Genomic DNA, 22,160 nt, shown 5'->3' with positions numbered 1-22,160 from the left:
CATGTGGAGGTGCAGTATAATGGCGAAACAGAATGAATTGATCGTCCCCCTCCTGCCGCTTCGAGGATTGCTTGTCTATCCGACCATGGTCCTTCATTTAGATGTAGGCCGTGACAAATCGGTGCAGGCACTTGAAAAAGCAATGGTAGATGACCATCTGATTTTTTTAACAACCCAGAAAGATGTCTCCATTGATGAACCGGGAGAAGAGGATTTATATAAATTGGGAACATTGACAAAGGTTAAACAAATGTTAAAGCTTCCTAATGGTACCATTCGTGTCTTAGTGGAAGGCTTAAATAGAGCAGAAGTTGTATCTTTTTATGAAGAAGACGACTATTACTCCGTTAGTATCGTTACCTTTGAAGATCCCGTGACAAAAGATGTAGAAGATCAGGCTTTAATGAGAACGATGCTTGATTATTTCGAGCAATACATAAAATTATCCAAAAAGGTTTCGGCTGAAACATATGCATCCGTTGCTGATATTGAGGAACCGGGCCGAATGGCGGATATTATTGCGTCCCATTTGCCAATTAAATTAAAGGAAAAACAAGAAATTCTTGAATTGATTGATGTCAAACAACGGGTCAACCTTGTGATTGATACCATTCATAATGAGAAAGAAGTCCTAAACCTTGAGAAAAAGATTGGCCAGCGTGTTAAACGTTCAATGGAAAGGACGCAAAAAGAATACTATCTTCGTGAGCAGATGAAGGCCATTCAAAAGGAATTAGGCGATAAAGAAGGTAAAACGGGTGAAATTGCCGAGCTGACGAAAAAGATTGAAGAAGCAGGCATGCCGGAGCATACCCAAAAAGCAGCAATGAAGGAACTTGACCGTTATGAAAAGGTTCCGGCAAGCTCGGCTGAAAGTGCTGTTATCCGTAACTATATTGATTGGCTGATCTCACTACCTTGGTCGAAAAAAACGGAAGACGATATCGATATCCTTCGTGCTGAAAAGATTCTAAACGAGGAACATTTCGGATTGGAAAAGGTGAAGGAACGGGTCCTTGAATACTTAGCGGTACAAAAACTAACCAATTCCATCAAAGGTCCTATTCTTTGTCTTGCTGGACCTCCGGGGGTTGGTAAAACAAGTTTGGCTCGTTCTATTGCCACTTCTTTAAACCGGAATTTCGTCCGTGTTTCACTAGGCGGCGTTCGGGATGAATCTGAAATCCGTGGTCATCGCAGAACCTATGTTGGGGCAATGCCAGGCCGGATTATCCAAGGGATGAAAAAAGCAGGCACTATTAATCCTGTCTTTTTACTCGACGAAATTGATAAAATGTCGAGTGATTTTCGCGGGGACCCATCAAGTGCAATGCTAGAAGTATTAGACCCTGAACAAAACCATAATTTTAGCGATCATTATATTGAAGAAACCTATGATTTATCGAAGGTTATGTTTATCGCAACGGCCAATAATCTATCTACCGTTCCAGGACCGTTATTAGATCGGATGGAAATTATTACGATTGAAGGTTATACCGAAATTGAAAAAGTTCACATTTGCCGCGATCATTTGCTGCCAAAGCAAATTAAAGAAAATGGCCTTTCTAAAGGGGTCTTGCAAATGCGTGATGATGCAATCCTGAAAGTGATTCGTTACTACACCCGTGAAGCAGGTGTCCGCAGCCTCGAACGCCAGATGGCGACCATTTGTCGGAAGACGGCTAAGATTATTGTGGCTGGTGAGAAGAAGCGTGTCGTCATTACAGAGAAAAATGTGGAAGAGTTCCTTGGTAAAACAAGATTCCACTATGGTATGGCAGAAGCTGAAGACCAGGTTGGAGTTGCAACCGGTTTAGCTTATACAACGGTTGGCGGGGATACTTTGCAAATTGAGGTTGCCTTAGCTCCTGGTAAAGGAAAGCTTGTTTTAACAGGTAAGCTCGGCGATGTCATGAAAGAATCTGCTCAAGCGGCTTTCAGTTATATTCGCTCTAATGCAAGTGAACTGGGGATTTCTGAAGATTTCCATGAAAAATATGATATTCATATCCATGTCCCAGAGGGAGCGGTTCCTAAAGATGGTCCTTCAGCAGGGATTACAATGGCAACAGCACTCGTGTCGGCTTTAACTGGAAAACCTATTCGCCGTGAAGTAGGGATGACTGGTGAAATCACGTTAAGAGGCCGTGTTCTTCCAATCGGAGGCTTAAAGGAGAAATCACTTAGCGCCCATCGTGCCGGACTCAAGACTGTTATTATTCCGAAGGATAATGTCAAAGATATCGATGATATTCCTGAAAGTGTTCGAGACGACTTGGAATTTGTCCCTGTCTCACATGTGGATGAAGTATTGAGGCGCGCTCTTTTAGAAGGTGATGCTCAATGAAGGTAGTAAGTTCTGAAATCGTAATTAGTGCAGTCAAGCCGGAACAATACCCGGACACGGAGCTGCCAGAGTTTGCGCTTGCCGGGAGATCAAATGTAGGGAAGTCATCTTTTATTAATAAGATGCTGAACCGAAAGGGTTTAGCCCGTATCTCTTCAAAGCCTGGTAAAACACAGACATTAAATTTTTATCTGATTAATGAAATCCTTCATTTTGTGGATGTGCCGGGCTATGGGTACGCAAAGGTATCAAAGACCGAGCGGGCAGCATGGGGCAAGATGATTGAAACGTATTTTACAACAAGAGAGCAACTGTGTGCCGTTGTCTTAATTGTGGATTTGCGCCACCCACCGACTAGTGATGATGTAATGATGTATGACTTTTTGAAACATTACGAACTTCCCTGCATCATTATTGCAACTAAAGCAGATAAAATTCCTAAAGGGAAATGGCAGAAACATTTAAAGGTTACACGTGAGACCTTAGACCTCGACCCAAATGACCATATCGTTGTATTTTCCTCCGAAACAGGAGAAGGAAAAGATCAGGTCTGGTCAATCCTGAAAAGTTATATGTAAAATAGATGGTGGTTGTTGGTTTCGCTGATAAGTTAGTAAAAATTGCTGAAAAATTAGTAATAACCGCTGGAAAGATAGAAAAAATCGCCGATATTTGATGAAACAACAAAAAATAACCGCCATGGCAGCTGTAAACTGCCTAAGGCGGTTATTTTTTCTTTTTAAGTAAAAAATAAATACCAATAACGATTAGTAGTGCGGGCCAAAATTTCCAGACTAAATTCATTCCATTTTGCAGCAGACCAAAATACCCGGCAATTTTATCATAAAAGAGCAGCAATACCGCTATAATGAGAAAAAGGAATGCTTGGAACAGTCCAGAATTGGTTTTCTGAAACCGCAGAAAAAAACCAACCGATATGATTAAAATCAGCATGCCAATTGTATTGGTCGGCCAAAAGGCAAGATGACCAGCAAGATGAAAATGAAGACCAAATCCAAACATAATCACACCAGGGAGAATGGCATCATATTCGTGTGCCGAATATCCTTGACCCAAAAAAGCAAGTCCGACAATCAACAGCAATGTCGGCCATGTATAAAATTGTTGAAAAAGAGTAATCCCTGTCTGTTGAAGAAGAAAATAAGCGCCGAATCCGATCAAAATAATCCCAGGGAAAATACGTTGATTTTTCATGAAGAAACACCATCACTTCCAGTAAGGTTCACTTGAATCTATTCTATTTTTTTGATACTGTACATAAGAAAGCACTAATTTATATCAAAGTTAAGAATATGTAAAGAAATATCTGCTAATGTAAACTTATCATTATGTGAGTTTGATTATATAGTAGCATATTGTGTCATTTTATGTTCACATTTTTCGAGCAAAAGTCAAAATTGCTCATGATATAATTTAAACTAGATTAGTTAGAAAATGGGGGGTATTGAATTAAATGCATATTGTCGTTGTCGGTCTTAATTATAAAACTGCCCCTGTGGAAATCCGCGAGCGGTTGACCTTTAATGAAACCGATCTTGTGGATGCCATTAAACAACTAAATGGGAAGAAAAGCATTCTCGAAAATATCATCGTGTCAACATGTAATCGTACAGAAATCTATGCGGTCGTTGATCAGCTTCATACCGGCCGTTATTATATAAAGGAATTTCTGTCCGAATGGTTTGGAATCGAGCAATCTGAGTTCTCGCCGTTTCTCTTTGTTTACGAAGACGAAAATGCGGTTGACCATTTATTCAATGTGACTTGCGGACTAAATTCCATGGTTCTAGGTGAGACACAAATTTTGGGTCAGGTACGTACAAGCTTTATGCTGGCACAAGAGGAAGAAACGATCGGTTCGGTGTTTAATCATCTCTTTAAACAAGCGATTACCCTTGCCAAGCGCGCTCATTCTGAAACCGATATTGGTGCTAATGCCGTTTCCGTCAGCTATGCAGCTGTCGAACTCGCCAAGAAAATTTTTGGGTCTCTAGAGAATAAGCATGTGCTTATTTTTGGCGCTGGTAAAATGGGTGAACTTGCTGCCCAAAATCTTCATGGCAATGGTGTTAAAAAGGTAACGGTCATTAATCGCACATTTGAAAAAGCTACCGCCCTTGCAAACCGATTTAACGGTGTGGCAAGAGATGTTGCTGAATTAGAGAAATCATTAGCTGAAGCCGATATCCTAATTAGCTCAACAGGTGCTAAAGATTTTGTTATCTCCAAAGAATTAATGGCAAACGTGGAGAAAAAGCGGAAAGGGAAACCATTGTTTATGGTTGATATTGCCGTTCCTCGTGATTTAGACCCACGAATTGCCGAGCTTGAAAATGTGTTTTTATATGACATAGACGATTTAGAAGGAATTGTCGAAGCAAACTTACAGGAGCGTCAAAAAGCAGCAGCGAAAATAAGGCTTATGATTGAAAAAGAAATTGTTGATTTCAATCAATGGCTTGGCATGCTTGGCGTTGTCCCTGTTATATCTGCATTAAGGGAAAAAGCACTTGCAGTTCAGGCAGAAACGATGGAAAGCCTCGAACGCAAACTGCCTAACTTATCGGATCGCGATATAAAAGTATTGAATAAGCATACGAAGAGCATCATCAACCAGCTTTTAAAGGATCCGATTTTACAAGCGAAAGAATTGGCGGCAAGACCGGATGCCGATCAGGCAATGGAATTGTTTATGAAGATATTTAATATTGAGGGGCTTGTTCAGGAACAACATTCGAAAGCAGCCAAAACTACTAAAATGCAGGTTGGAGAAGTTCATGCTTCTTTTCAGTCATAAGGAGTTGTTGCTATGTTTAACACTCTTTTGACGAGGCTTCATGAATTTACAGTTGTTCTATATGCCTTCAGTGTGTTGTTATATTTTTTCGATTTCATTCACCATAACCGGAAGGCAAACCGCATTGCTTTCTGGTTACTTGCATTTGTATGGATACTACAAACCGCCTTTCTCTTTTTATATATGACAAAAACAGGCAGATTCCCTGTATTGACGATTTTCGAGGGACTCTATTTTTATGCCTGGGTATTAGTCACATTATCTATTATCATAAATCACTTATTAAGAGTTGATTTTATCGTCTTTTTTACCAATATACTTGGGTTTACAGTCATGGCCATCCATACGTTTGTTCCAATGCAATACCACTCAACGGTCATGGCTAACAAACTTGTATCGGAACTACTATTGATTCATATTACGATGGCCATTCTCTCTTACGGGGCATTTTCTCTATCCTTTGTTTTTTCAACATTATACTTACTTCAATATGATTTGTTAAAACGGAAAAAATGGGGGAAACGTCTCATCAGACTGGCAGATTTGGAGAAGCTAGACAAACTATCATACATATTTGCTGTCATTGGCGTTCCAATGCTTCTGCTCGCTCTCATATTGGGTTTGCAATGGGCCTTTCTAAAGGTTCCGGGAATGCCCTGGTACGATATGAAAATCATTGGGTCGTTCCTGTTACTTTCAGCTTACAGTGTTTATTTATACTTGCGAATTGTGAAAAATCTTTATGGTAAAAAATTAGCCATCTGGAATACAGCGTCCTTTTTAATAGTATTAATCAATTTTTTCTTATTTGGTCGATTATCATCTTTTCATTTATGGTACGCATAATATTAGGAGGCAATCATGAGAAAAATTATTGTTGGTTCAAGACGAAGCAAATTGGCTTTAACCCAAACGAATTGGGTCATTGATCAGCTTAAAAAGCTAAACCCTAATTTCGAATTTGAAGTCAAAGAAATTGTTACAAAAGGTGATAAAATCCAAGATGTAACCCTCTCAAAGGTAGGCGGCAAAGGGTTATTTGTTAAAGAAATTGAACAGGCGATGCTCAACAAAGAGATTGATATGGCTGTTCATAGTATGAAAGACATGCCTGCCGTCCTGCCTGAAGGATTAACCATTGGCTGTATTCCATTCAGGGAAGATCACCGCGATGCTTTGATTTCTAAAGAGCATGTGAAATTAAAAGACTTAAAGCCAGGTGCCATTATTGGAACAAGCTCACTTCGCCGTAGTGCCCAGCTGTTAGCGGCTCGTCCTGACCTTGAAATTAAGTGGATTCGTGGCAATGTCGATACTAGATTAGAAAAACTAGAATCTGGTGAATATGACGCGATTATTCTAGCAGCAGCAGGTCTATCACGACTTGGCTGGGCGAAGGAAGTCGTGACTGAATTTATTGATGCTGATATCTGTGTTCCAGCAGTGGGTCAAGGGGCATTATCAATTGAATGCCGTGAAGACGACCGTGAACTACTAGAACTTTTTGAAAAATTCACTTGTAAAAAAACAGAAATGGCTGTTCGTGCTGAACGCGCCTTCCTTCAAAAAATGGAGGGTGGCTGCCAGGTGCCGATTGCCGGCTTTGCACAAGTTAATGAAAATGATGAAGTGGTTCTAAATGTGTTAGTAGGCTCACCAGAAGGGAAACAGATTTTCAAAGAAGAACTGCGTGGACAAAATCCAGAAGAGCTTGGGAATCAGGCAGCTGATTTATTAATTAAAAAAGGAGCCAAGGACTTGATCGAAAAGATTAAGCGGGAGCTAGAGGGACATGAGTGATGCCTCCCCTTTGCTAGGTCAAAAAGTTCTTGTTCCTAGGGGAAAAGATCAAGCAAAATCATTCTCAACATTAGTCGAAAGGTATGGAGGGATTCCAGTAGAAATCCCTCTGATTGCTTTTCGTCCGATTGCAACAAACAGGAGCCTTCAAGACTGTTTGACGGCCCTGGATACATATGATTGGATTATTTTTACGAGTAATGTCACGGTTGAAACCTTTTTTTCTTATTTTGATCGAGATGTTCGCACGCTGCCTAAAATTGCGGTAATCGGGAAGAAGACGGCGGAGGTTTTACAGGCAAAGGGCATTCAAGTGTCCTTTGTCCCTTCTGTTTATGTGGCCGAAACATTTGCCGAGGAGTTTTTACCCGTCGTTAATCCCTCTGCCAAGGTGTTGCTCCCAAAAGGAAATTTGGCACGTGAACATATTGCTGCTTCTTTAACGGAAGCGGGAGTTCGTGTGGATGAAGTGGTGATTTATGAGACCTATCTGCCTGAGGAAAGCCGCCTGAGGATGGCACAGCTGCTGTCACAACGTGAGCTAGATATTCTCACCTTTACTAGCCCTTCAACCGTTGATCACCTGATGGAAGTGGTCAGTGAGTTCGGTTTGGAGAAGCAATTGAAAGACTGTATAATCGGTTGTATTGGACCAACTACCGAAAAAAAACTGCTGGAGTACGGATTAACGGTTCATGCGTCTCCTAAGAAGTTTACCGTGAAGGATATGATTCAGAGCATAATGGTTTATCTTGAGAATAATTAAGAGTATTTTTTTTATAGGTACATTTAAATCAAATGGAGGTAATTACTGAATGGAACTTCAATTTCAACGTCATCGCCGCCTGCGTACAAGCGCTAACATGCGGGCACTTGTAAGGGAAAACCACCTAAGACCAGAAGACTTTATTTATCCGTTATTTATTTATGAGGGAGAAAATATTCGCAACGAAGTCTCCTCTATGCCTGGTGTATACCAAGTATCAATGGACCATCTTCATGCCGAAATGGAAGATATCGTTGCCCACGGCATTAAATCCGTTTTATTATTCGGGATTCCAAAAACAAAGGATGCCTGCGGTACACAAGCATTTCATGATCACGGCATCGTTCAAGTTGCCACCCGTTACATAAAAGAAAACTTCCCGGAAATTATCATAGTGGCCGATACATGCTTGTGCGAATATACCGACCATGGTCACTGCGGAATGATTGAAGGAGACAAAGTCCTTAACGACGAATCACTTGATTTGCTCGTTAAAACAGCTGTGGCTCAAGCGCAAGCGGGCGCCGATATCATCGCTCCTTCCAATATGATGGACGGCTTTGTGGCGGCAATCCGTGCTGGATTAGATGAAGCTGGCTTTACCGAAATTCCTATCATGTCCTATGCTGTTAAATATGCTTCCGCATTCTACGGACCATTCCGTGAAGCGGCTGAGGGCGCACCACAATTTGGGGATCGAAAAACATACCAAATGGATCCTGCCAACCGCCTAGAAGCATTCAGAGAAGCTGAATCCGATGTGGCCGAAGGCGCAGACTTTTTAATTGTAAAGCCTGGTATGCCTTACCTTGATATCGTTCGTGATGTCAAAAATACCTTCAATCTGCCAGTCGTGATTTATAACGTAAGCGGTGAGTATGCCATGATTAAAGCAGCTGCACAAAACGGCTGGCTCGATGAGAAAAAGACCGTCTTAGAACTGCTAGTTGGAATGAAGCGTGCTGGTGCAGATTTAATCATTACCTATCATGCAAAAGATGCGTGCCGCTGGTTAAAAGAAGAGGAATAAACAACATTTGAAATGAGGGAGTAGAATGCGTTCGTATACGAAATCGATTGAAGCATTTAAAGAAGCCCAAAACCTAATGCCTGGCGGTGTCAACAGCCCGGTTCGTGCCTTTAAATCTGTCAATATGAGCCCTATTTTTATGGAAAGAGGAAAAGGGTCGAAAATTTACGATATAGATGGCAATGAATATATTGATTATGTACTCTCATGGGGACCGCTAATTTTAGGACACTCCAATGACCGTGTCGTTGAAGCACTGAAAAAAACAGCTGAACTCGGGACAAGCTTCGGCGCTCCAACTGTGTTAGAAACGAAATTAGCACAACTTGTCATTGAGCGTGTGCCATCGATTGAAGTGGTAAGAATGGTTAACTCCGGAACAGAAGCAACCATGAGTGCCCTTCGCTTAGCAAGAGGCTATACAGGCCGCAATAAAATTCTGAAGTTTGAAGGCTGTTACCATGGCCATGGCGATTCATTACTAATCAAAGCAGGTTCTGGTGTGGCTACTCTAGGATTGCCTGACAGCCCTGGTGTTCCTGAGGGAATTGCCAAAAATACGATTACCGTTCCATACAATGATCTGGAAAGTGTCAAATATGCTTTTGAACACTTTGGCGAAGATATTGCCTGTATTATCGTTGAACCTGTTGCCGGAAACATGGGCCTCGTTCCACCGCTTCCAGGCTTCTTAGAGGGTCTCCGTGAGCTGACGACCGCAAATGGTTCTCTACTTATTTTCGATGAGGTTATGACTGGCTTCCGTGTGGGCTATAATTGTGCACAGGGCTATTTCAATGTTACCCCTGATCTTACCTGTCTTGGTAAGGTTATTGGCGGCGGACTTCCTGTTGGTGCATATGGCGGTAAAGCGGAAATCATGCAGAGAATCGCTCCGAGTGGTCCAATTTACCAGGCTGGTACCTTATCAGGTAACCCACTTGCGATGACGGCTGGCTATGAAACGTTAAGCCAGTTAACTCCAGAGCATTACCAGGAATTCATCCGAAAAGGAGATATTCTGCAAAAAGGTTTCGAAGCAGCGGCTGACAAATATGAGATTCCTATTAGCTTTAACCGTGCTGGTTCGATGATTGGTTTCTTCTTCACGAATGAAGCGGTCATTAACTATGAAAAGGCCAAGACGTCTAACTTAGAATTCTTTGCGGCCTATTATCGTGAAATGGCTAATCAAGGAGTATTCCTGCCTCCATCTCAATATGAAGGATTATTCCTATCAACGGAGCACTCTGATGAGGATCTGGCTAAGACAATTCAAGCAGCAGAGATTGCTTTTTCTAAACTTAAATAAGTATCCTGCACCCACTTTGGAAAGTGGGTGTTTTTTTATGTGATTTTTTGTAATTTAATGGTAAATAGTCCAATATCCTTCGAAAATGAGCCAATCGAGTTGAAAAATGAGCCATTTATGAAAAAAAATGAGCCAAAACCGTAGAAAAATAAGCCAATCCCAATAGAATCGGGGTCACTCCTGCCAAAAATAAGCCAATCCCAATAGAATCGGGGTCACTCCTGCCAAAAAATGAGCCAATCCCAATAGAATCGGGGTCACTCCTGTCAAAAATGAGCCAATCCCAATAGAATTGGGGTAACTCCTGCCAAAAATAAGCCAATCCCAATAGAATCGGGGTCACTCCTGCCAAAAAATGAGCCAATCCCAATAAAATCTGAGCCACTTCCCTAAAAAATCAGCCAATCATCAAAAGATGGTTCCCTTTCAACAATTCTTTTTCATATCACAATCGCATTTTTATCATATTTAAAAAACCTCCCTCATAAAGTGTAATTGACATAGTGATTTTGCTTTATAGGATACGAAAGGAGGAGTCGCTTTGTCCCAAGAGAATCAATCGTGCCTGCGATTTTCCTTGGAGGAGTCATTGTGGTTTAGAAAAGGACAGGAAGTCGAAGAGCTTATTTCGATTTCTCTAGACCCGGACATCACCATCCAGGAAAACGACCAGTACGTAACCATACGTGGTTCGCTCGAACTAACTGGCGAATATAAAACTTACGAAGATAGTGCTGCAAGTGAAGAAGAAGGATTTACCTCTCAGAAATTTGTCGAGAGGGTGGCTCAAAAGGAAGAGGAAGGGAGCTGTGAATTTTCACACCGCTTCCCGGTTGATATCACGATTCCCAATAATCGGATTCAAAGTATTTATGATATCGACGTCCTTGTAGAATCATTTGACTATTCAATCCCTGAACGCAGCTGCCTGAAACTTTCTGCAGAATTGACAATTAGCGGGTTATATGGAACGAGTCAAATTGAACAGCCACAGGAAGAAGAAGAACAAGAAGCACAAGAACAAGAAGCACAAGAACAAGTAGTGCAACAAGCAGAGGAAGAATATGAGCTTCTCCACCGTTATGAAGAGGAAGAAGAAATCGAGGTAGAACAGCCTGCCGTTCACAGCCGCTTTGAAAACCATTTTTTATTTGAAGCAGAGGCAAGGAAGCCGCAGGAAGAAGAAGAAGAACCTGTTGAAATTTTACCGAAATTTCCTACGTTCAACTACCAGCCACAGGCTAAGGAAGAAGAAGATTACGTGCCTGCATGGGGTTACCAAGAGGCTAGAAAAGAAGCCAGCAAACCAGAAGAAACGAAGGTTGAAGAAATAGTCGTAGTGGAAGAGCATGTAACACAGCATCATGAAGAAGTGATGGTTGCAGAAGTAAGTGAAGAAAGTTCATCGTCCTCATCGGAAGAACCGCCAAAGAAAAAGAAAAAGACCGCCAAAAAGAAAAGCATGACATTAACAGAGTTCTTTGCCCGTAAGGATGAAAGAAACTCCCAAACGAAACTAAAGGTCTGCATTGTACAAAAAGGGGATACCGTAGCCAGTGTAGCTGACCGCTATGATGTTTCAGTACCAAACCTTCTTCGTGAAAATAATCTTGATTTAAATCAAGATGTATATGAAGGTCAGGTTCTGTACATTCCGGGCACATTAGCCAAAAAATAACCATGGATTACAAGATGAGCAGGTTTTTGGACCTGCTCATTTCCTTCAATATAACTTCGCTTTGAAAGTGAGATGACATTTCATGAGCGATATGAATCGATTAGAAACGGTGGCACCGATTTTACAGCATTATCTAGTTGAGCCCTATTTTGTAGAAGATTTCGGGATTGTTCAAAAGATTTATTCCAATAAAGGCACCTTTGCCTTAAAAAAAATCCCTCCGACAACCGGGACCGATTTTATCCGCCATGTTCACTTGCTCTATCAAAAAGGCTTTAACCGCATCGTCCCCATCTATCCAACCATGGATGGAAGATATGCTGTTTTACATGAAAATAATCTTTATTACTTAATGCCGTGGATGCCCAATGGCCAAAAAGAAAACCGTGATCAACGAAATCATGAACTATTTCGGGAATTAGCCAGACTGCATACCCTGTCTGCCAAAGAAGTGACCGTCAGCAAAGAAGAGCGTACGGAGCATTATGAAAAGACAATTCAACAGTATGAGAAACAACAAGAATTTCTCGATGGGTATATCGATGAATGTGAAAAGAAAACGTATATGTCCCCTTTTCAATTGTTATATTGCTTATACTACAACGAAATCAGTCAGGCACTGCGCTTTTCGAAAGCCAAATTTGAAGAATGGTACGAAAATACCAAGGAGAACGAAAAAGCACGCATGGTCATAACCCATGGCAAATTATCCTCAGAGCATTTTCTGTATGATGACCGGGGGTACGGTTTTTTTATTAACTTTGAGAATGCGCGTTATGGGTCGCCTATCCATGATCTGCTTCCTTATTTATCAAGGGCATTAAATACGAGACCAAAGCGCAATGACACGGCCATCGATTGGGTGTACCATTACTTTAAATATTTTCCTTATAAAGAGGATGAGAAATTATTATTTAGCAGCTATTTAGCCATGCCGGTCCCGATTATGCAAGTGGTAGAAGGCTATTATAAAAAACAAGGACGGAAGAATGAAATGAAATTTGTCCGGCAGCTGCAGGAGCGTTTTTGGCATATCAAAAATTCCGAATATGTTGTGATGCGGATGACGGAAATTGAAAACCAGCGCAAACAAGCAAAGGAAGGAGCCCAGCAGCAGTCATAACCTGCACATTGGGCTCCTTAAATAATGTCTAAATAAATTGAAATAGCGATCACTAGAAAAATCATTAACAATAAAACATCCAGTACGGTCGGTAAAAACAGCGTCCGAATAAATTGGAAGATGGTAAAGGGAACAATGAATTGCCCCGCAATCCTGCGTGAAGTAATAAACCAGGGACTGTATTTATATTTGTGGAACTTATTACGCTTCATGTCGACCCTCCCTTAAGTTATTTCAATATTTATTTATTTATTTATATTCTATTAGCCCATATAAGTTCGATTAAAATTACATAAAGTATAAAAATAAAAAATTTGGTCAGACTGATTGACGTCACTCCCCTTTTTTGGGTAGTATAAACAATAGAATTGAACATGAAAGCAACGACAGGGAAGAGTACAATGCACGCCTGCTTGAAGAGAGGGAAATCAGTAGCTGGAAGATTTCCTAAGAGGAACATTGGAAGGTCGCCCATGAGCTTCTTCTGCGAACGGAGAAATCTTAGTAGTGGAAGACGGAGAAGATCCGTTATCTTTGTTAAGAGCCAATCTTAGTTTTTAAGATTGGAAAAAAGGTGGTACCGCGAAGCAAACTCCATTCGTCCTTTTATAAGACGATTGGAGTTTTTTGTGTTAACCGGATTTTTTGAAGGAGGATATAAAATGGAAACAAAGGAATTAACAATGCCGACTAAGTACGATCCGCAAACGATTGAAAAGGGTCGTTATGAATGGTGGCTGCAGGGTAAATTTTTTGAAGCAAAGGACGATGAAGGTAAACAGCCGTACACCATCGTAATCCCGCCGCCAAACGTTACCGGAAAGCTTCACTTAGGTCATGCATGGGATACAACTCTGCAAGATATTTTGACACGGATGAAACGGATGCAAGGCTATGATGTCCTCTGGCTGCCTGGTATGGATCATGCAGGTATTGCTACTCAAGCAAAGGTGGAAGAAAAACTTCGGAACGAAGGCAAAAACCGCTATGATTTAGGTCGAGAAAAATTCGTTGAAGAAACATGGAAGTGGAAGGAAGAATATGCGTCCCATATCCGCCAGCAGTGGGCGAAACTAGGCTTAGGTCTTGATTATACCCGTGAGCGTTTCACACTTGATGAGGGGCTATCAGATGCCGTTAAAGAAGTATTTGTCACCCTTTATAAAAAAGGCTTAATCTATCGCGGTGAATACATTATTAACTGGGATCCATCCACTAAAACGGCTCTATCTGATATCGAGGTTATTTACAAGGATGTTCAAGGGGCGTTCTATCATATGAACTATCCGCTTGCAGATGGTTCTGGCTCTATTGAAGTTGCCACCACTCGACCGGAAACGATGCTTGGAGATACTGCTGTTGCCGTCCATCCGGAAGATGAACGTTACAAGCATTTAATCGGCAAAAATGTGATCCTGCCAATCGTTGGACGGGAAATCCCAATTGTCGGCGATGATTATGTGGATATGGAATTTGGGTCAGGGGCTGTAAAAATTACGCCTGCTCATGATCCAAATGACTTTGAAGTGGGGAACCGCCACAACTTAGAGCGTGTCCTTGTCATGAACGAAGATGGTTCGATGAATGCAAAAGCTGGCAAGTACCAAGGCTTAGACCGTTTCGAATGCCGCAAGCAAATTGTCAAAGACCTGCAAGAACAAGGTGTTCTTTTCAAAATTGAGGAACATATGCATTCAGTTGGTCACTCTGAACGCAGCGGTGCAGTTGTGGAACCATATCTTTCTACACAATGGTTCGTAAAAATGCAGCCGCTCGCAGACGAAGCGATTGCGCTTCAAGACAAAGAAAATAAAGTAAACTTTGTTCCAGACCGATTTGAAAAAACATACCTGCGTTGGATGGAAAATATCCGCGACTGGTGTATTTCCAGACAGCTTTGGTGGGGCCACCGAATCCCGGCTTGGTACCACAAGGAAACAGGTGAAGTGTACGTAGGTACGGAAGCACCGGCAGATGCTGAAAACTGGGAACAGGATAAAGACGTATTGGATACATGGTTCAGTTCTGCCTTATGGCCGTTCTCGACGATGGGCTGGCCAAACCAAGAGGCAGCTGATTATAAGCGTTACTTCCCAACCGATGCGCTCGTAACAGGCTATGACATCATCTTCTTCTGGGTTTCACGGATGATTTTCCAAAGTGTCGAGTTCACAGGGGAACGCCCATTCAAAGATGTTCTCATTCACGGTCTCGTTCGTGATGAGCAGGGACGTAAGATGAGTAAGTCACTTGGCAATGGTGTTGATCCAATGGATGTCATTGCGAAATACGGTGCCGATGCCCTACGTTACTTCTTATCTACTGGCAGCTCACCAGGTCAGGATTTACGTTTCAGCTTTGAAAAAGTAGAGTCTACTTGGAATTTTGCCAATAAAATTTGGAATGCTTCCCGCTTTGCGTTAATGAATATGGATGGCTTAACATATGAAGAAATTGATTTCAGTGGTGAAAAATCAGTTGCCGATAAGTGGATCTTAACCCGCTTAAATGAAACAATTGAGCATGTCACAAGATTATCTGAACGCTATGAATTCGGTGAAGTGGGTCGTGCTTTATATAACTTTATCTGGGATGACTTCTGTGATTGGTATATTGAGATGGCGAAGCTTCCACTTTATGGGGAAGATGAAGCAGCGAAGAAAACGACTCGTTCGATCCTTGCCTATGTGTTAGACAATACGATGCGTTTGTTACATCCATTCATGCCATTTATCACGGAGGAAATTTGGCAGAACCTGCCGCATGCTGGAGAATCCATCACAACTGCTGCATGGCCGGTGGTAAAACCAGAATTAACAGATGACCAAGCTGCCCAAGAAATGAAGCTGTTGGTTGAAATGATCCGTGCGGTCCGTAATATTCGAGCTGAAGTGAATACACCATTAAGCAAAAAGATTAAAATGCTTGTCAAAGCAAAGGATGAATCTATTCTAAAAGCAGTGGAAACTAACCGCAGCTATATTGAGCGCTTCTGTAATCCAGAAGAATTACAAATAGGTATTGACATTGAAGTGCCTGAAAAAGCAATGACAGCTGTTGTGACCGGCTTAGAAATCATTCTCCCACTTGAAGGTTTAATTAACATTGACGAAGAAATTGCCCGTCTGAATAAAGAACTAGATCGCTTAAATAAAGAGGTTGAACGTGTTCAGAAGAAACTAGGCAACGAAGGCTTTATGAAAAAAGCCCCTGAAAGTGTGGTAGCAGAGGAACGAGCAAAAGAAAAAGATTATCTAGAAAAAAGAGATACGGTCGAAGCTCGTATTAAAGAGTTAAGAGGATAAAAATTTGCGAGACGAATTCCAATCTGGGTTCGTCTCGCTTACATAAAAGGGGTGTACAAATTGTTTACAACTTATCAAGAAGCCCTCGACTGGATTCATGGGAGATTAAGATTAGGGATTAAACCCGGTTTAACACGAATGGAATGGATGATGGAGAAGCTCGGCTCTCCGGAGAAGAAAATCAAGGCGGTCCATGTCGGCGGGACGAATGGCAAAGGCTCCACCGTCACCTTTTTAAGGTCGATCCTTCAGGCGGCTGGTTACACGGTTGGAACGTTTACTTCACCGTATATTGAACAATTTAATGAACGAATCAGTGTTAACGGAAAACCCATTAGTGATGCGGAAATATTAGAACTAACCAATGTCATTAAGCCGCTCGCAGATGAATTAGAGGGAACCGAATTAGGTGGACCTACAGAGTTCGAAGTGATTACGGCAATGGCTTTTTATTATTTCGCACATGCAAAGAATATCGACATCGTTATTTTTGAAGTAGGGCTGGGTGGCCGGTTTGATTCAACAAATATTATCCAACCATTGGCTTCGATTATTACGAACATTGGTTTAGACCATACTAATATCCTTGGTGATACCTATGAGGAGATTGCTTTCGAAAAAGCAGGGATTATTAAGAATAACACACCGATTTTTACGGCGGTGAAACACCCGGGTGCCTTAAAGGTGATTGAGGAAGTGGCAGAAAAGAAGTCTGCCCCCATTTTCAGATTAAATGAAGAATTTCAGATTTCCGGACATGAATCGATTGCTAGAGGTGAACTTTTCGCCTTAAAATCGCAATCTTTATCCTTGGAAGAGCTTGAGATTAGTATGATCGGACAGCATCAAACGGAGAATGCCACTCTTGCTGTACTTGCCGCTGATTATGTAAATCAAGCGGGCTTCCAAGTAACCGAACAAGCGATTCGAAAAGGGCTAAAAGAAGCATATTGGCCAGGAAGATTGGAAATCCTTTCGGAAAATCCGATGGTGATTATTGATGGAGCTCATAATCAAGAAGGGATTACTGCCTTAGTCCATGAGTTGTCTAGCAGATATAGTGACCGCCGTATTCAGATCGTTTTTGCTGCCTTACGGGATAAGAAATTGGATGAAATGATTGCTATGTTAGACGGGATAGCAGATCAAATATCATTTGTCAGCTTTGATTTTCCTCGTGCTGCTAAAGCCGAGGAATTATACCAAATAAGCCATTCGGCAAACAAATTGGCAGTGGAGGATTGGCAGTCCTATCTGTTGGGAAAAATAAAAAAGCTGGGGTCTGACGAGATGTTAGTAGTTACCGGTTCTCTCTATTATATTGCAGAAGCGAAACCTGTTATTTGTAAAAATATGTAGAGAAAATATATAAAGAGAGGTATGACAACGGAGATTCCCTTTGTCATACCTCTTTTTTAATAATCTACATTATTGATTATAGGGGACACATTATTACCCCAATTTATTTGGAAAGAAGTATGAACATATGTTCTGCACTGTTTTTTGAATGTATCAAGATTCGTATTTCCTTCTCCGGCAACCTCTACATAGAAATTGGAATTATTTTTTAGATATACCTTACCTAGTACTAAAAAACTGCTTGAACTATCTACCGTTTTACTATTATCAATATATAAATTCCCGTGTACATACATTTTAGAAGAAGAAGAAATGGTCAGCTTATTGGGAGAAAAGCGCGGGAAAGAGCAGGGCGTGATTACGGCCGCATCCCGTCGTGAGGCCATGGTAAAGCTGAAAGATGATGGTGTTCGGGTCGTTGAAATGTCGGAAGTCCTAAAGACCCTGATGACAATGGAACTTTCTTTTGGGAATCCCGACAAAATGCAGGATTTTGTCATTTATTTGCGGCAATTTGCGACCTTGCTAAAGGCAGGAGTCACCATTGTAGAGGTAAAAGCTGTCTTTGCAGCCCAAACCGAGAGCAAGGGACTTAAACGTGCATTATTAGATGTAGTTACATTAAAAATGCCGATATTTGGGGAAATGGTTCAAAAGACTCAATTAGCCTGAATGATGAGGACACTTAGTACATTGTTCTCAAGTTCCGCCCCCACTCTCAAGGCGATGTCAATTGTCGAAAAGGTTGTTGAAAATGAAGTGATTTCAAAGGTAATTCGGGAATCACGTGACTCGTTGGAAAAGGGTAGATCGATGACCGAGCCGATGCTTGCCCATTGGGCCTTTCCACCGTCTGTGCCAGTATCCACTTCTTTTTCATAAAATTCCGAAATCTTTGCCAGCATCGCATCAAATGCTCCTGTCCCCTCACTAATCATAATCATTTGTGTAACTAACCGATTAAAATCCTTAAGTGAGCCGATCATGATTGTCTTTTGGCCGGAGTCGTCGGGGACATAGTTATGTCGATATTGATGCCGATGTTCTCGATGTATGACCAAATGAGCAAATAAATGTCTATTTATTACGAAATTCTAACAAAGATTACAAATATCCATAAATTGTGACAGAAGATGATAAAAACTTCTGTCACAATGATGTCAATTATTGTATACTCATAGAGAAAATATATTAGGAATATGGCTTAAGAAATAAAGATGACAAAAGATATCTCGCCGTTGATGGTAAAACACTCGATCAAATCGACAGTATAGATGCGGTAGGAACAGAGCCAGCAACGCCAGAAGCGCCAGCACCAGATTCATAATAAACTATAGCAGAATCTGAATTATAATCTAAAGTTCTTAATATTTTACTGGAGGGGTAATCATTGATAATGTATTGTATACTTTTTATATATGGCTTACTCCTCGGTTCCTTTTTTAACGTTGTGGGTCTTCGGATTCCTGTAAAGCAATCAATTATCTCACCCAGATCTGCATGTCCGATTTGCGGGCATCAGTTAACACCATTTGAACTAATTCCGGTTTTATCATATATGCTTCTAAAAGGGAAATGCCGCGGCTGTCAGTCGCGGATTTCTCCTATCTATCCAGCTTTTGAACTATTAACTGGAATCCTCTTTGCCTTAGCGCCAACCGTTTTTGGATGGTCTGGAGAATTAGTCGTTGCCTTGACATTCATTTCCATGTTCATGATTATCATTGTGTCCGATATTCATTATATGATCATCCCTGATAAAATTTTGCTTTGGTTTGCTGGGATTTTTTTATTGGAGCGATTCATGTGGCCGTTATCCCCATGGTGGGACAGCCTGCTAGGTGCAGTCACCGGCTTTCTCCTATTGCTTATTATCGCTATTGTCAGCAAGGGAGGAATGGGCTTTGGTGATGTCAAACTATATGCAGTAGTTGGTTTGGTAGTAGGATTTAAACTCGTCTTTTTATCATTCTTCCTCGCAACTTTATACGGATCAGTAATTGGTGGCTTGGCTCTTTTGCTTAGAATCGTTAAAAGAAGACAGCCAATTCCGTTTGGACCATTTATTGCTGCCGGAACTTTGACCGCCTATTTTTGGGGTACGGAGCTTATTGACTTATATTTTAAAATTATCTATTAGGGATTCTTTATTAAGGGGTTTTTAGATATGGCATTTTCCCTCTTTTTAACAAAAAATAGAATAATCAACCTGGTAATAAATGACCATTCCATTCGCTTCATAGAATTAAAACATAGAATTCGCCAACACCGCAAAGATGGCTGGAACGTTTCTTACCCCCTGAAATTATTACGGACAGGAAGATTGTCGACTCTGATTCATTGTAAATATTTGACTATTATACATTGACGGATAATGGGAAGACGAAGGATTTACTATTATTTGCTGCACCCGAGCAGTATGTCATGGAATATGTTGACCTGCTCAGTCGTTTAAAAGTGAATCCAGTCGCAGCAGATATCTCTCCGCTTTCACTCTACCGGTTGTATCATAAATTAGACCGGGCATCGGCTGGTAAAGATAATCCATTAACTCAATTTCCTGCGACTTCAACAACACAGCCATAGTTTCCACCTTAGCGAACGTACAAATAATTTGGCGAAAGTCTGGCATAACAAGACGACAAAAGTCTTGTTATTTTTTTTTGCCTGTATGTTAGGATGAACCCAATGACCCTTCGAAGAGAGAGGAGTGCGAGCAGTGGACAAGCCTAAAAAAGGCAATACAATCACGATAAAATTAAATGGAGACACGAAAAATGATTTGGAAGAATCAAAGAAAATGGACCTGGAACCAATCATCGAATCGGCTCCGGTAGTGATAAAAGGAGAATCAGAACAGCTGGTTTTAGATCAACAAGAGGCAGATGTATTTTTAGAAACGGCAGCCTCTCAGGAATCTGTCGATGAAAGTTTTGATTGGATTTTACCGGAATCCTCTCACCAACCAATAGAAGAGTTTACATTTGCAGGACATAAAAAAAATAAAAAGACCAGCCTCCCCAAATTAACATCCTTTTCAACTACAACAAATCCAAAAAAGAAAAAGGATCGTAATATCGTACCCATTCTCATTTCTGTTTCCTTTGCTATCTTAATTGGTACAACGATTGGTGTTGTGATGTTGAAATTGGTCACATCAAACCCTTCGGATAAGGCAGGAACCGGTACCATAACCACTTCCGTCCAACAAAATACACCCACAACTGGGGAAAGCACTGGCGTTAAAACAGATGGGGTAACATTGGAACAAGTCTCAACCTATGTCATCCAAGGCGGGGTTTTTCTCTCAAAGGACGGAGCAAAGGAAACCTCTGATAATGTAACCTCAAAAGGTGTGCCATCACAATTAATGGAAATGAATAACAAGCAATACCTCTTCCTTGGCGTAGCTGATTCAATCGAAACAGCTAAATCGCTAGGCAGCCAATATAAGGCAGATGGTGTCGGAGATGTTTTTGCCAAGCCGCTTACACTTGATGAAAAACAAGTTACCGGCCTAAATGCTAAAGAAAAAACCTTGTTGCAAAAGGTTCCGGAAATTTATCAGGTGTTATCAGCAGCAACTTCCACAGCGCTATTAAATCATTCTCTATCAGATGCTACTACTAAGTCGTTAACGGATATCGAGGACCAATTAAACACGGGCGGTCTAAAGAATGCGAAGGTTAAGAAAATCAAAACAGAATTAACAAACGCGGTCGATAAAGTTAATAGTTTTCAAAAATCCAAAAGTACAAAGAGCCTAAGTCAAGCACAACAGCATCTATTAAACTTCTTAAATGAATATTATAGCTTGTAATCGACAATAGCTGATATTTTCCGGGAAATAAGTCTTACCACATGGGTAGGGCTTTTTTTCTGGTTGTCGAACAAAAAATTGCATAATTTTACATTTTTCCTCAAAATTTAATGATATATAAATTGTTTGTCATTATCATTTCTGATACGATTAACATGTATCTCCCTATACAAAATGTCAAAAGGTAAGGTGATTGAATGCAAAACCTCATATTAGCCTCTTCTTCTCCACGGCGAAAAGAACTTCTAGAAAATCTCCGCTTATCATTCTCGATTTCAAGCAGTGAAGTTGATGAAAGCTTTGATTCTAAACTTACTCCAGAGGAAGTCGTAATGGAGTTAGCCGAGCGCAAAGCCCAGGTTGTTTTTCAAAAGAATCCAGATGCCTTTGTGATTGGCTCGGATACGGTGGTGGTTGCGGACAACCAAATTTTAGGGAAACCAGCCGACGAAGCAGAAGCCATTAGTATGTTAAAAAGATTAGCAGGACGACAGCATGAAGTGTTCACAGGTGTCGCGATTCTATCTGCTACAGGTATAACGAAATTTTTTGAAAGAACAGAAGTATGGTTTTGGGAGTTAACAGATGAAGATATCAACGCCTATGTGCAAAGTGGTGAACCGTTTGATAAAGCAGGTGCCTATGGAATCCAAAAGCTTGGGAGTATGCTTGTCAGAAAAATAAATGGAGATTATTTTGCGGTTGTCGGTCTGCCTGTTGCAAGGACCATTAGAGAATTGAAGAAGGCAGGCTACCAGTTGCCATATTAGAAAGGACTCCCAAGAAAAAGGGAGGAAATTAT

At 41.0% G+C, this 22,160-nt stretch carries 19 protein-coding genes, 1 pseudogene and 1 other annotated feature; of the genes and pseudogenes, 17 read left to right on the top strand and 3 right to left on the bottom strand.

Annotated elements, in window-relative coordinates:
- The first annotated feature begins 19 nt into the window (after positions 1-19).
- On the top strand, positions 20-2,347 hold the full coding sequence (gene lon, locus JOC76_RS12010) for an endopeptidase La (RefSeq protein ID WP_205177865.1): 2,328 nt from the start codon (positions 20-22) through the stop codon (positions 2,345-2,347).
- A complete protein-coding gene (yihA, locus tag JOC76_RS12005; RefSeq protein ID WP_205177864.1) occupies positions 2,344-2,925 on the top strand; it encodes a ribosome biogenesis GTP-binding protein YihA/YsxC in 582 nt (193 codons plus the stop codon). Before lon ends, yihA begins: the two co-directional genes overlap by 4 nt.
- Positions 2,926-3,073: 148 nt before the next feature.
- Here the strand turns inward: yihA and JOC76_RS12000 are convergent, their stop codons facing one another.
- A complete protein-coding gene (locus JOC76_RS12000) occupies positions 3,074-3,562 on the bottom strand; it encodes a LiaI-LiaF-like domain-containing protein (RefSeq protein ID WP_205177863.1) in 489 nt (162 codons plus the stop codon).
- 259 nt (positions 3,563-3,821) lie between these two features.
- Between JOC76_RS12000 and hemA the strand changes: the two genes are divergently transcribed.
- The 6 genes from hemA to hemL are packed head-to-tail and all read left to right on the top strand — an operon-like array spanning position 3,822 to position 10,073.
- Positions 3,822-5,165, top strand: coding sequence for a glutamyl-tRNA reductase (gene hemA, locus JOC76_RS11995; protein WP_205177862.1), 1,344 nt, complete (start codon positions 3,822-3,824; stop codon positions 5,163-5,165).
- Positions 5,166-5,177: 12 nt separating this feature from the next.
- Entirely contained in the window at positions 5,178-6,011 is an 834-nt protein-coding gene (locus JOC76_RS11990) for a cytochrome C assembly family protein (protein WP_205177861.1), read from the top strand.
- Between the two features lie 15 nt (positions 6,012-6,026).
- On the top strand, positions 6,027-6,965 hold the full coding sequence (hemC, locus tag JOC76_RS11985) for a hydroxymethylbilane synthase (RefSeq protein WP_205177859.1): 939 nt from the start codon (positions 6,027-6,029) through the stop codon (positions 6,963-6,965).
- On the top strand, positions 6,958-7,731 hold the full coding sequence (locus tag JOC76_RS11980; RefSeq protein ID WP_205177857.1) for a uroporphyrinogen-III synthase: 774 nt from the start codon (positions 6,958-6,960) through the stop codon (positions 7,729-7,731). Before hemC ends, JOC76_RS11980 begins: the two co-directional genes overlap by 8 nt.
- A gap of 49 nt (positions 7,732-7,780) precedes the next feature.
- Positions 7,781-8,761, top strand: coding sequence for a porphobilinogen synthase (gene hemB / locus JOC76_RS11975; protein WP_205177855.1), 981 nt, complete (start codon positions 7,781-7,783; stop codon positions 8,759-8,761).
- A 25-nt stretch (positions 8,762-8,786) separates the two neighbouring features.
- Positions 8,787-10,073 carry a glutamate-1-semialdehyde 2,1-aminomutase gene (hemL, locus tag JOC76_RS11970; RefSeq protein ID WP_205177854.1) on the top strand — a complete coding sequence of 429 codons (1,287 nt, stop codon included), beginning with the start codon at positions 8,787-8,789 and terminating at the stop codon, positions 10,071-10,073.
- 115 nt (positions 10,074-10,188) lie between these two features.
- Here the strand turns inward: hemL and JOC76_RS11965 are convergent, their stop codons facing one another.
- Positions 10,189-10,425: a hypothetical protein gene (locus tag JOC76_RS11965; RefSeq protein WP_205177853.1), complete on the bottom strand. Its 237-nt coding sequence runs from the start codon at positions 10,423-10,425 to the stop codon at positions 10,189-10,191.
- A 189-nt stretch (positions 10,426-10,614) separates the two neighbouring features.
- Here JOC76_RS11965 and spoVID point away from each other — a divergent pair, with 189 nt between their 5' ends.
- Both spoVID and ysxE read left to right on the top strand, forming a co-directional pair.
- The gene (gene spoVID / locus JOC76_RS11960; RefSeq protein ID WP_205177852.1) at positions 10,615-11,751 is read left to right on the top strand and encodes a stage VI sporulation protein D; all 1,137 of its coding nucleotides are present in this window, start codon (positions 10,615-10,617) and stop codon (positions 11,749-11,751) included.
- 82 nt (positions 11,752-11,833) lie between these two features.
- A complete protein-coding gene (gene ysxE, locus JOC76_RS11955) occupies positions 11,834-12,874 on the top strand; it encodes a spore coat protein YsxE (RefSeq protein ID WP_205177851.1) in 1,041 nt (346 codons plus the stop codon).
- Positions 12,875-12,891: 17 nt separating this feature from the next.
- On the opposite strand, the gene JOC76_RS11950 is transcribed toward ysxE, so the two are convergent.
- Positions 12,892-13,086, bottom strand: a complete 195-nt coding sequence (locus JOC76_RS11950) for a YszA family small membrane protein (protein ID WP_205177850.1) — start codon at positions 13,084-13,086, stop codon at positions 12,892-12,894.
- A gap of 162 nt (positions 13,087-13,248) precedes the next feature.
- Positions 13,249-13,483 (top strand) — a binding site (T-box leader).
- Positions 13,484-13,536: 53 nt separating this feature from the next.
- Here JOC76_RS11950 and JOC76_RS11945 point away from each other — a divergent pair.
- The 7 genes and pseudogenes from JOC76_RS11945 (at position 13,537) to JOC76_RS11915 (ending at position 22,128) form a co-directional block, all read left to right on the top strand.
- On the top strand, positions 13,537-16,179 hold the full coding sequence (locus JOC76_RS11945) for a valine--tRNA ligase (RefSeq protein ID WP_205177849.1): 2,643 nt from the start codon (positions 13,537-13,539) through the stop codon (positions 16,177-16,179).
- A gap of 60 nt (positions 16,180-16,239) precedes the next feature.
- Positions 16,240-17,538: a bifunctional folylpolyglutamate synthase/dihydrofolate synthase gene (locus JOC76_RS11940; RefSeq protein ID WP_205177848.1), complete on the top strand. Its 1,299-nt coding sequence runs from the start codon at positions 16,240-16,242 to the stop codon at positions 17,536-17,538.
- A gap of 312 nt (positions 17,539-17,850) precedes the next feature.
- Positions 17,851-18,611, top strand: a pseudogene (locus JOC76_RS31075) (type II secretion system F family protein).
- A gap of 323 nt (positions 18,612-18,934) precedes the next feature.
- Positions 18,935-19,678: a prepilin peptidase gene (locus JOC76_RS11930; RefSeq protein WP_205178209.1), complete on the top strand. Its 744-nt coding sequence runs from the start codon at positions 18,935-18,937 to the stop codon at positions 19,676-19,678.
- 224 nt (positions 19,679-19,902) lie between these two features.
- Positions 19,903-20,124: a type IV pilus biogenesis protein PilM gene (locus JOC76_RS11925; RefSeq protein WP_205177846.1), complete on the top strand. Its 222-nt coding sequence runs from the start codon at positions 19,903-19,905 to the stop codon at positions 20,122-20,124.
- A 133-nt stretch (positions 20,125-20,257) separates the two neighbouring features.
- Positions 20,258-21,358 (top strand): hypothetical protein, encoded by a 1,101-nt coding sequence (locus tag JOC76_RS11920; protein ID WP_205177844.1) that lies wholly within the window; start codon positions 20,258-20,260, stop codon positions 21,356-21,358.
- 197 nt (positions 21,359-21,555) lie between these two features.
- Positions 21,556-22,128 carry a Maf family protein gene (locus tag JOC76_RS11915; protein ID WP_205177842.1) on the top strand — a complete coding sequence of 191 codons (573 nt, stop codon included), beginning with the start codon at positions 21,556-21,558 and terminating at the stop codon, positions 22,126-22,128.
- Positions 22,129-22,160 lie beyond the last annotated feature (32 nt).

Source organism: Neobacillus cucumis, assembly GCF_016908975.1.
Classification (GTDB): Bacteria; Bacillota; Bacilli; order Bacillales; family Cytobacillaceae; genus Neobacillus; species Neobacillus cucumis.
This window is presented reverse-complemented; position numbering and strand designations above follow the sequence as displayed.

Coding starts and splice junctions, on each gene's coding strand:
- hemA (WP_205177862.1), top strand. CDS start 3,822: ATGCATATTGTCGTTGTCGGTCTTAATTATAAAACTGCCCCTGTGGAA.
- ysxE (WP_205177851.1), top strand. CDS start 11,834: ATGAGCGATATGAATCGATTAGAAACGGTGGCACCGATTTTACAGCAT.
- hemC (WP_205177859.1), top strand. CDS start 6,027: ATGAGAAAAATTATTGTTGGTTCAAGACGAAGCAAATTGGCTTTAACC.
- JOC76_RS11915 (WP_205177842.1), top strand. CDS start 21,556: ATGCAAAACCTCATATTAGCCTCTTCTTCTCCACGGCGAAAAGAACTT.
- JOC76_RS11990 (WP_205177861.1), top strand. CDS start 5,178: ATGTTTAACACTCTTTTGACGAGGCTTCATGAATTTACAGTTGTTCTA.
- JOC76_RS12000 (WP_205177863.1), bottom strand. CDS start 3,562: ATGAAAAATCAACGTATTTTCCCTGGGATTATTTTGATCGGATTCGGC.
- lon (WP_205177865.1), top strand. CDS start 20: ATGGCGAAACAGAATGAATTGATCGTCCCCCTCCTGCCGCTTCGAGGA.
- JOC76_RS11980 (WP_205177857.1), top strand. CDS start 6,958: ATGAGTGATGCCTCCCCTTTGCTAGGTCAAAAAGTTCTTGTTCCTAGG.
- hemB (WP_205177855.1), top strand. CDS start 7,781: ATGGAACTTCAATTTCAACGTCATCGCCGCCTGCGTACAAGCGCTAAC.
- JOC76_RS11930 (WP_205178209.1), top strand. CDS start 18,935: ATGTATTGTATACTTTTTATATATGGCTTACTCCTCGGTTCCTTTTTT.
- hemL (WP_205177854.1), top strand. CDS start 8,787: ATGCGTTCGTATACGAAATCGATTGAAGCATTTAAAGAAGCCCAAAAC.
- yihA (WP_205177864.1), top strand. CDS start 2,344: ATGAAGGTAGTAAGTTCTGAAATCGTAATTAGTGCAGTCAAGCCGGAA.
- JOC76_RS11950 (WP_205177850.1), bottom strand. CDS start 13,086: ATGAAGCGTAATAAGTTCCACAAATATAAATACAGTCCCTGGTTTATT.
- JOC76_RS11945 (WP_205177849.1), top strand. CDS start 13,537: ATGGAAACAAAGGAATTAACAATGCCGACTAAGTACGATCCGCAAACG.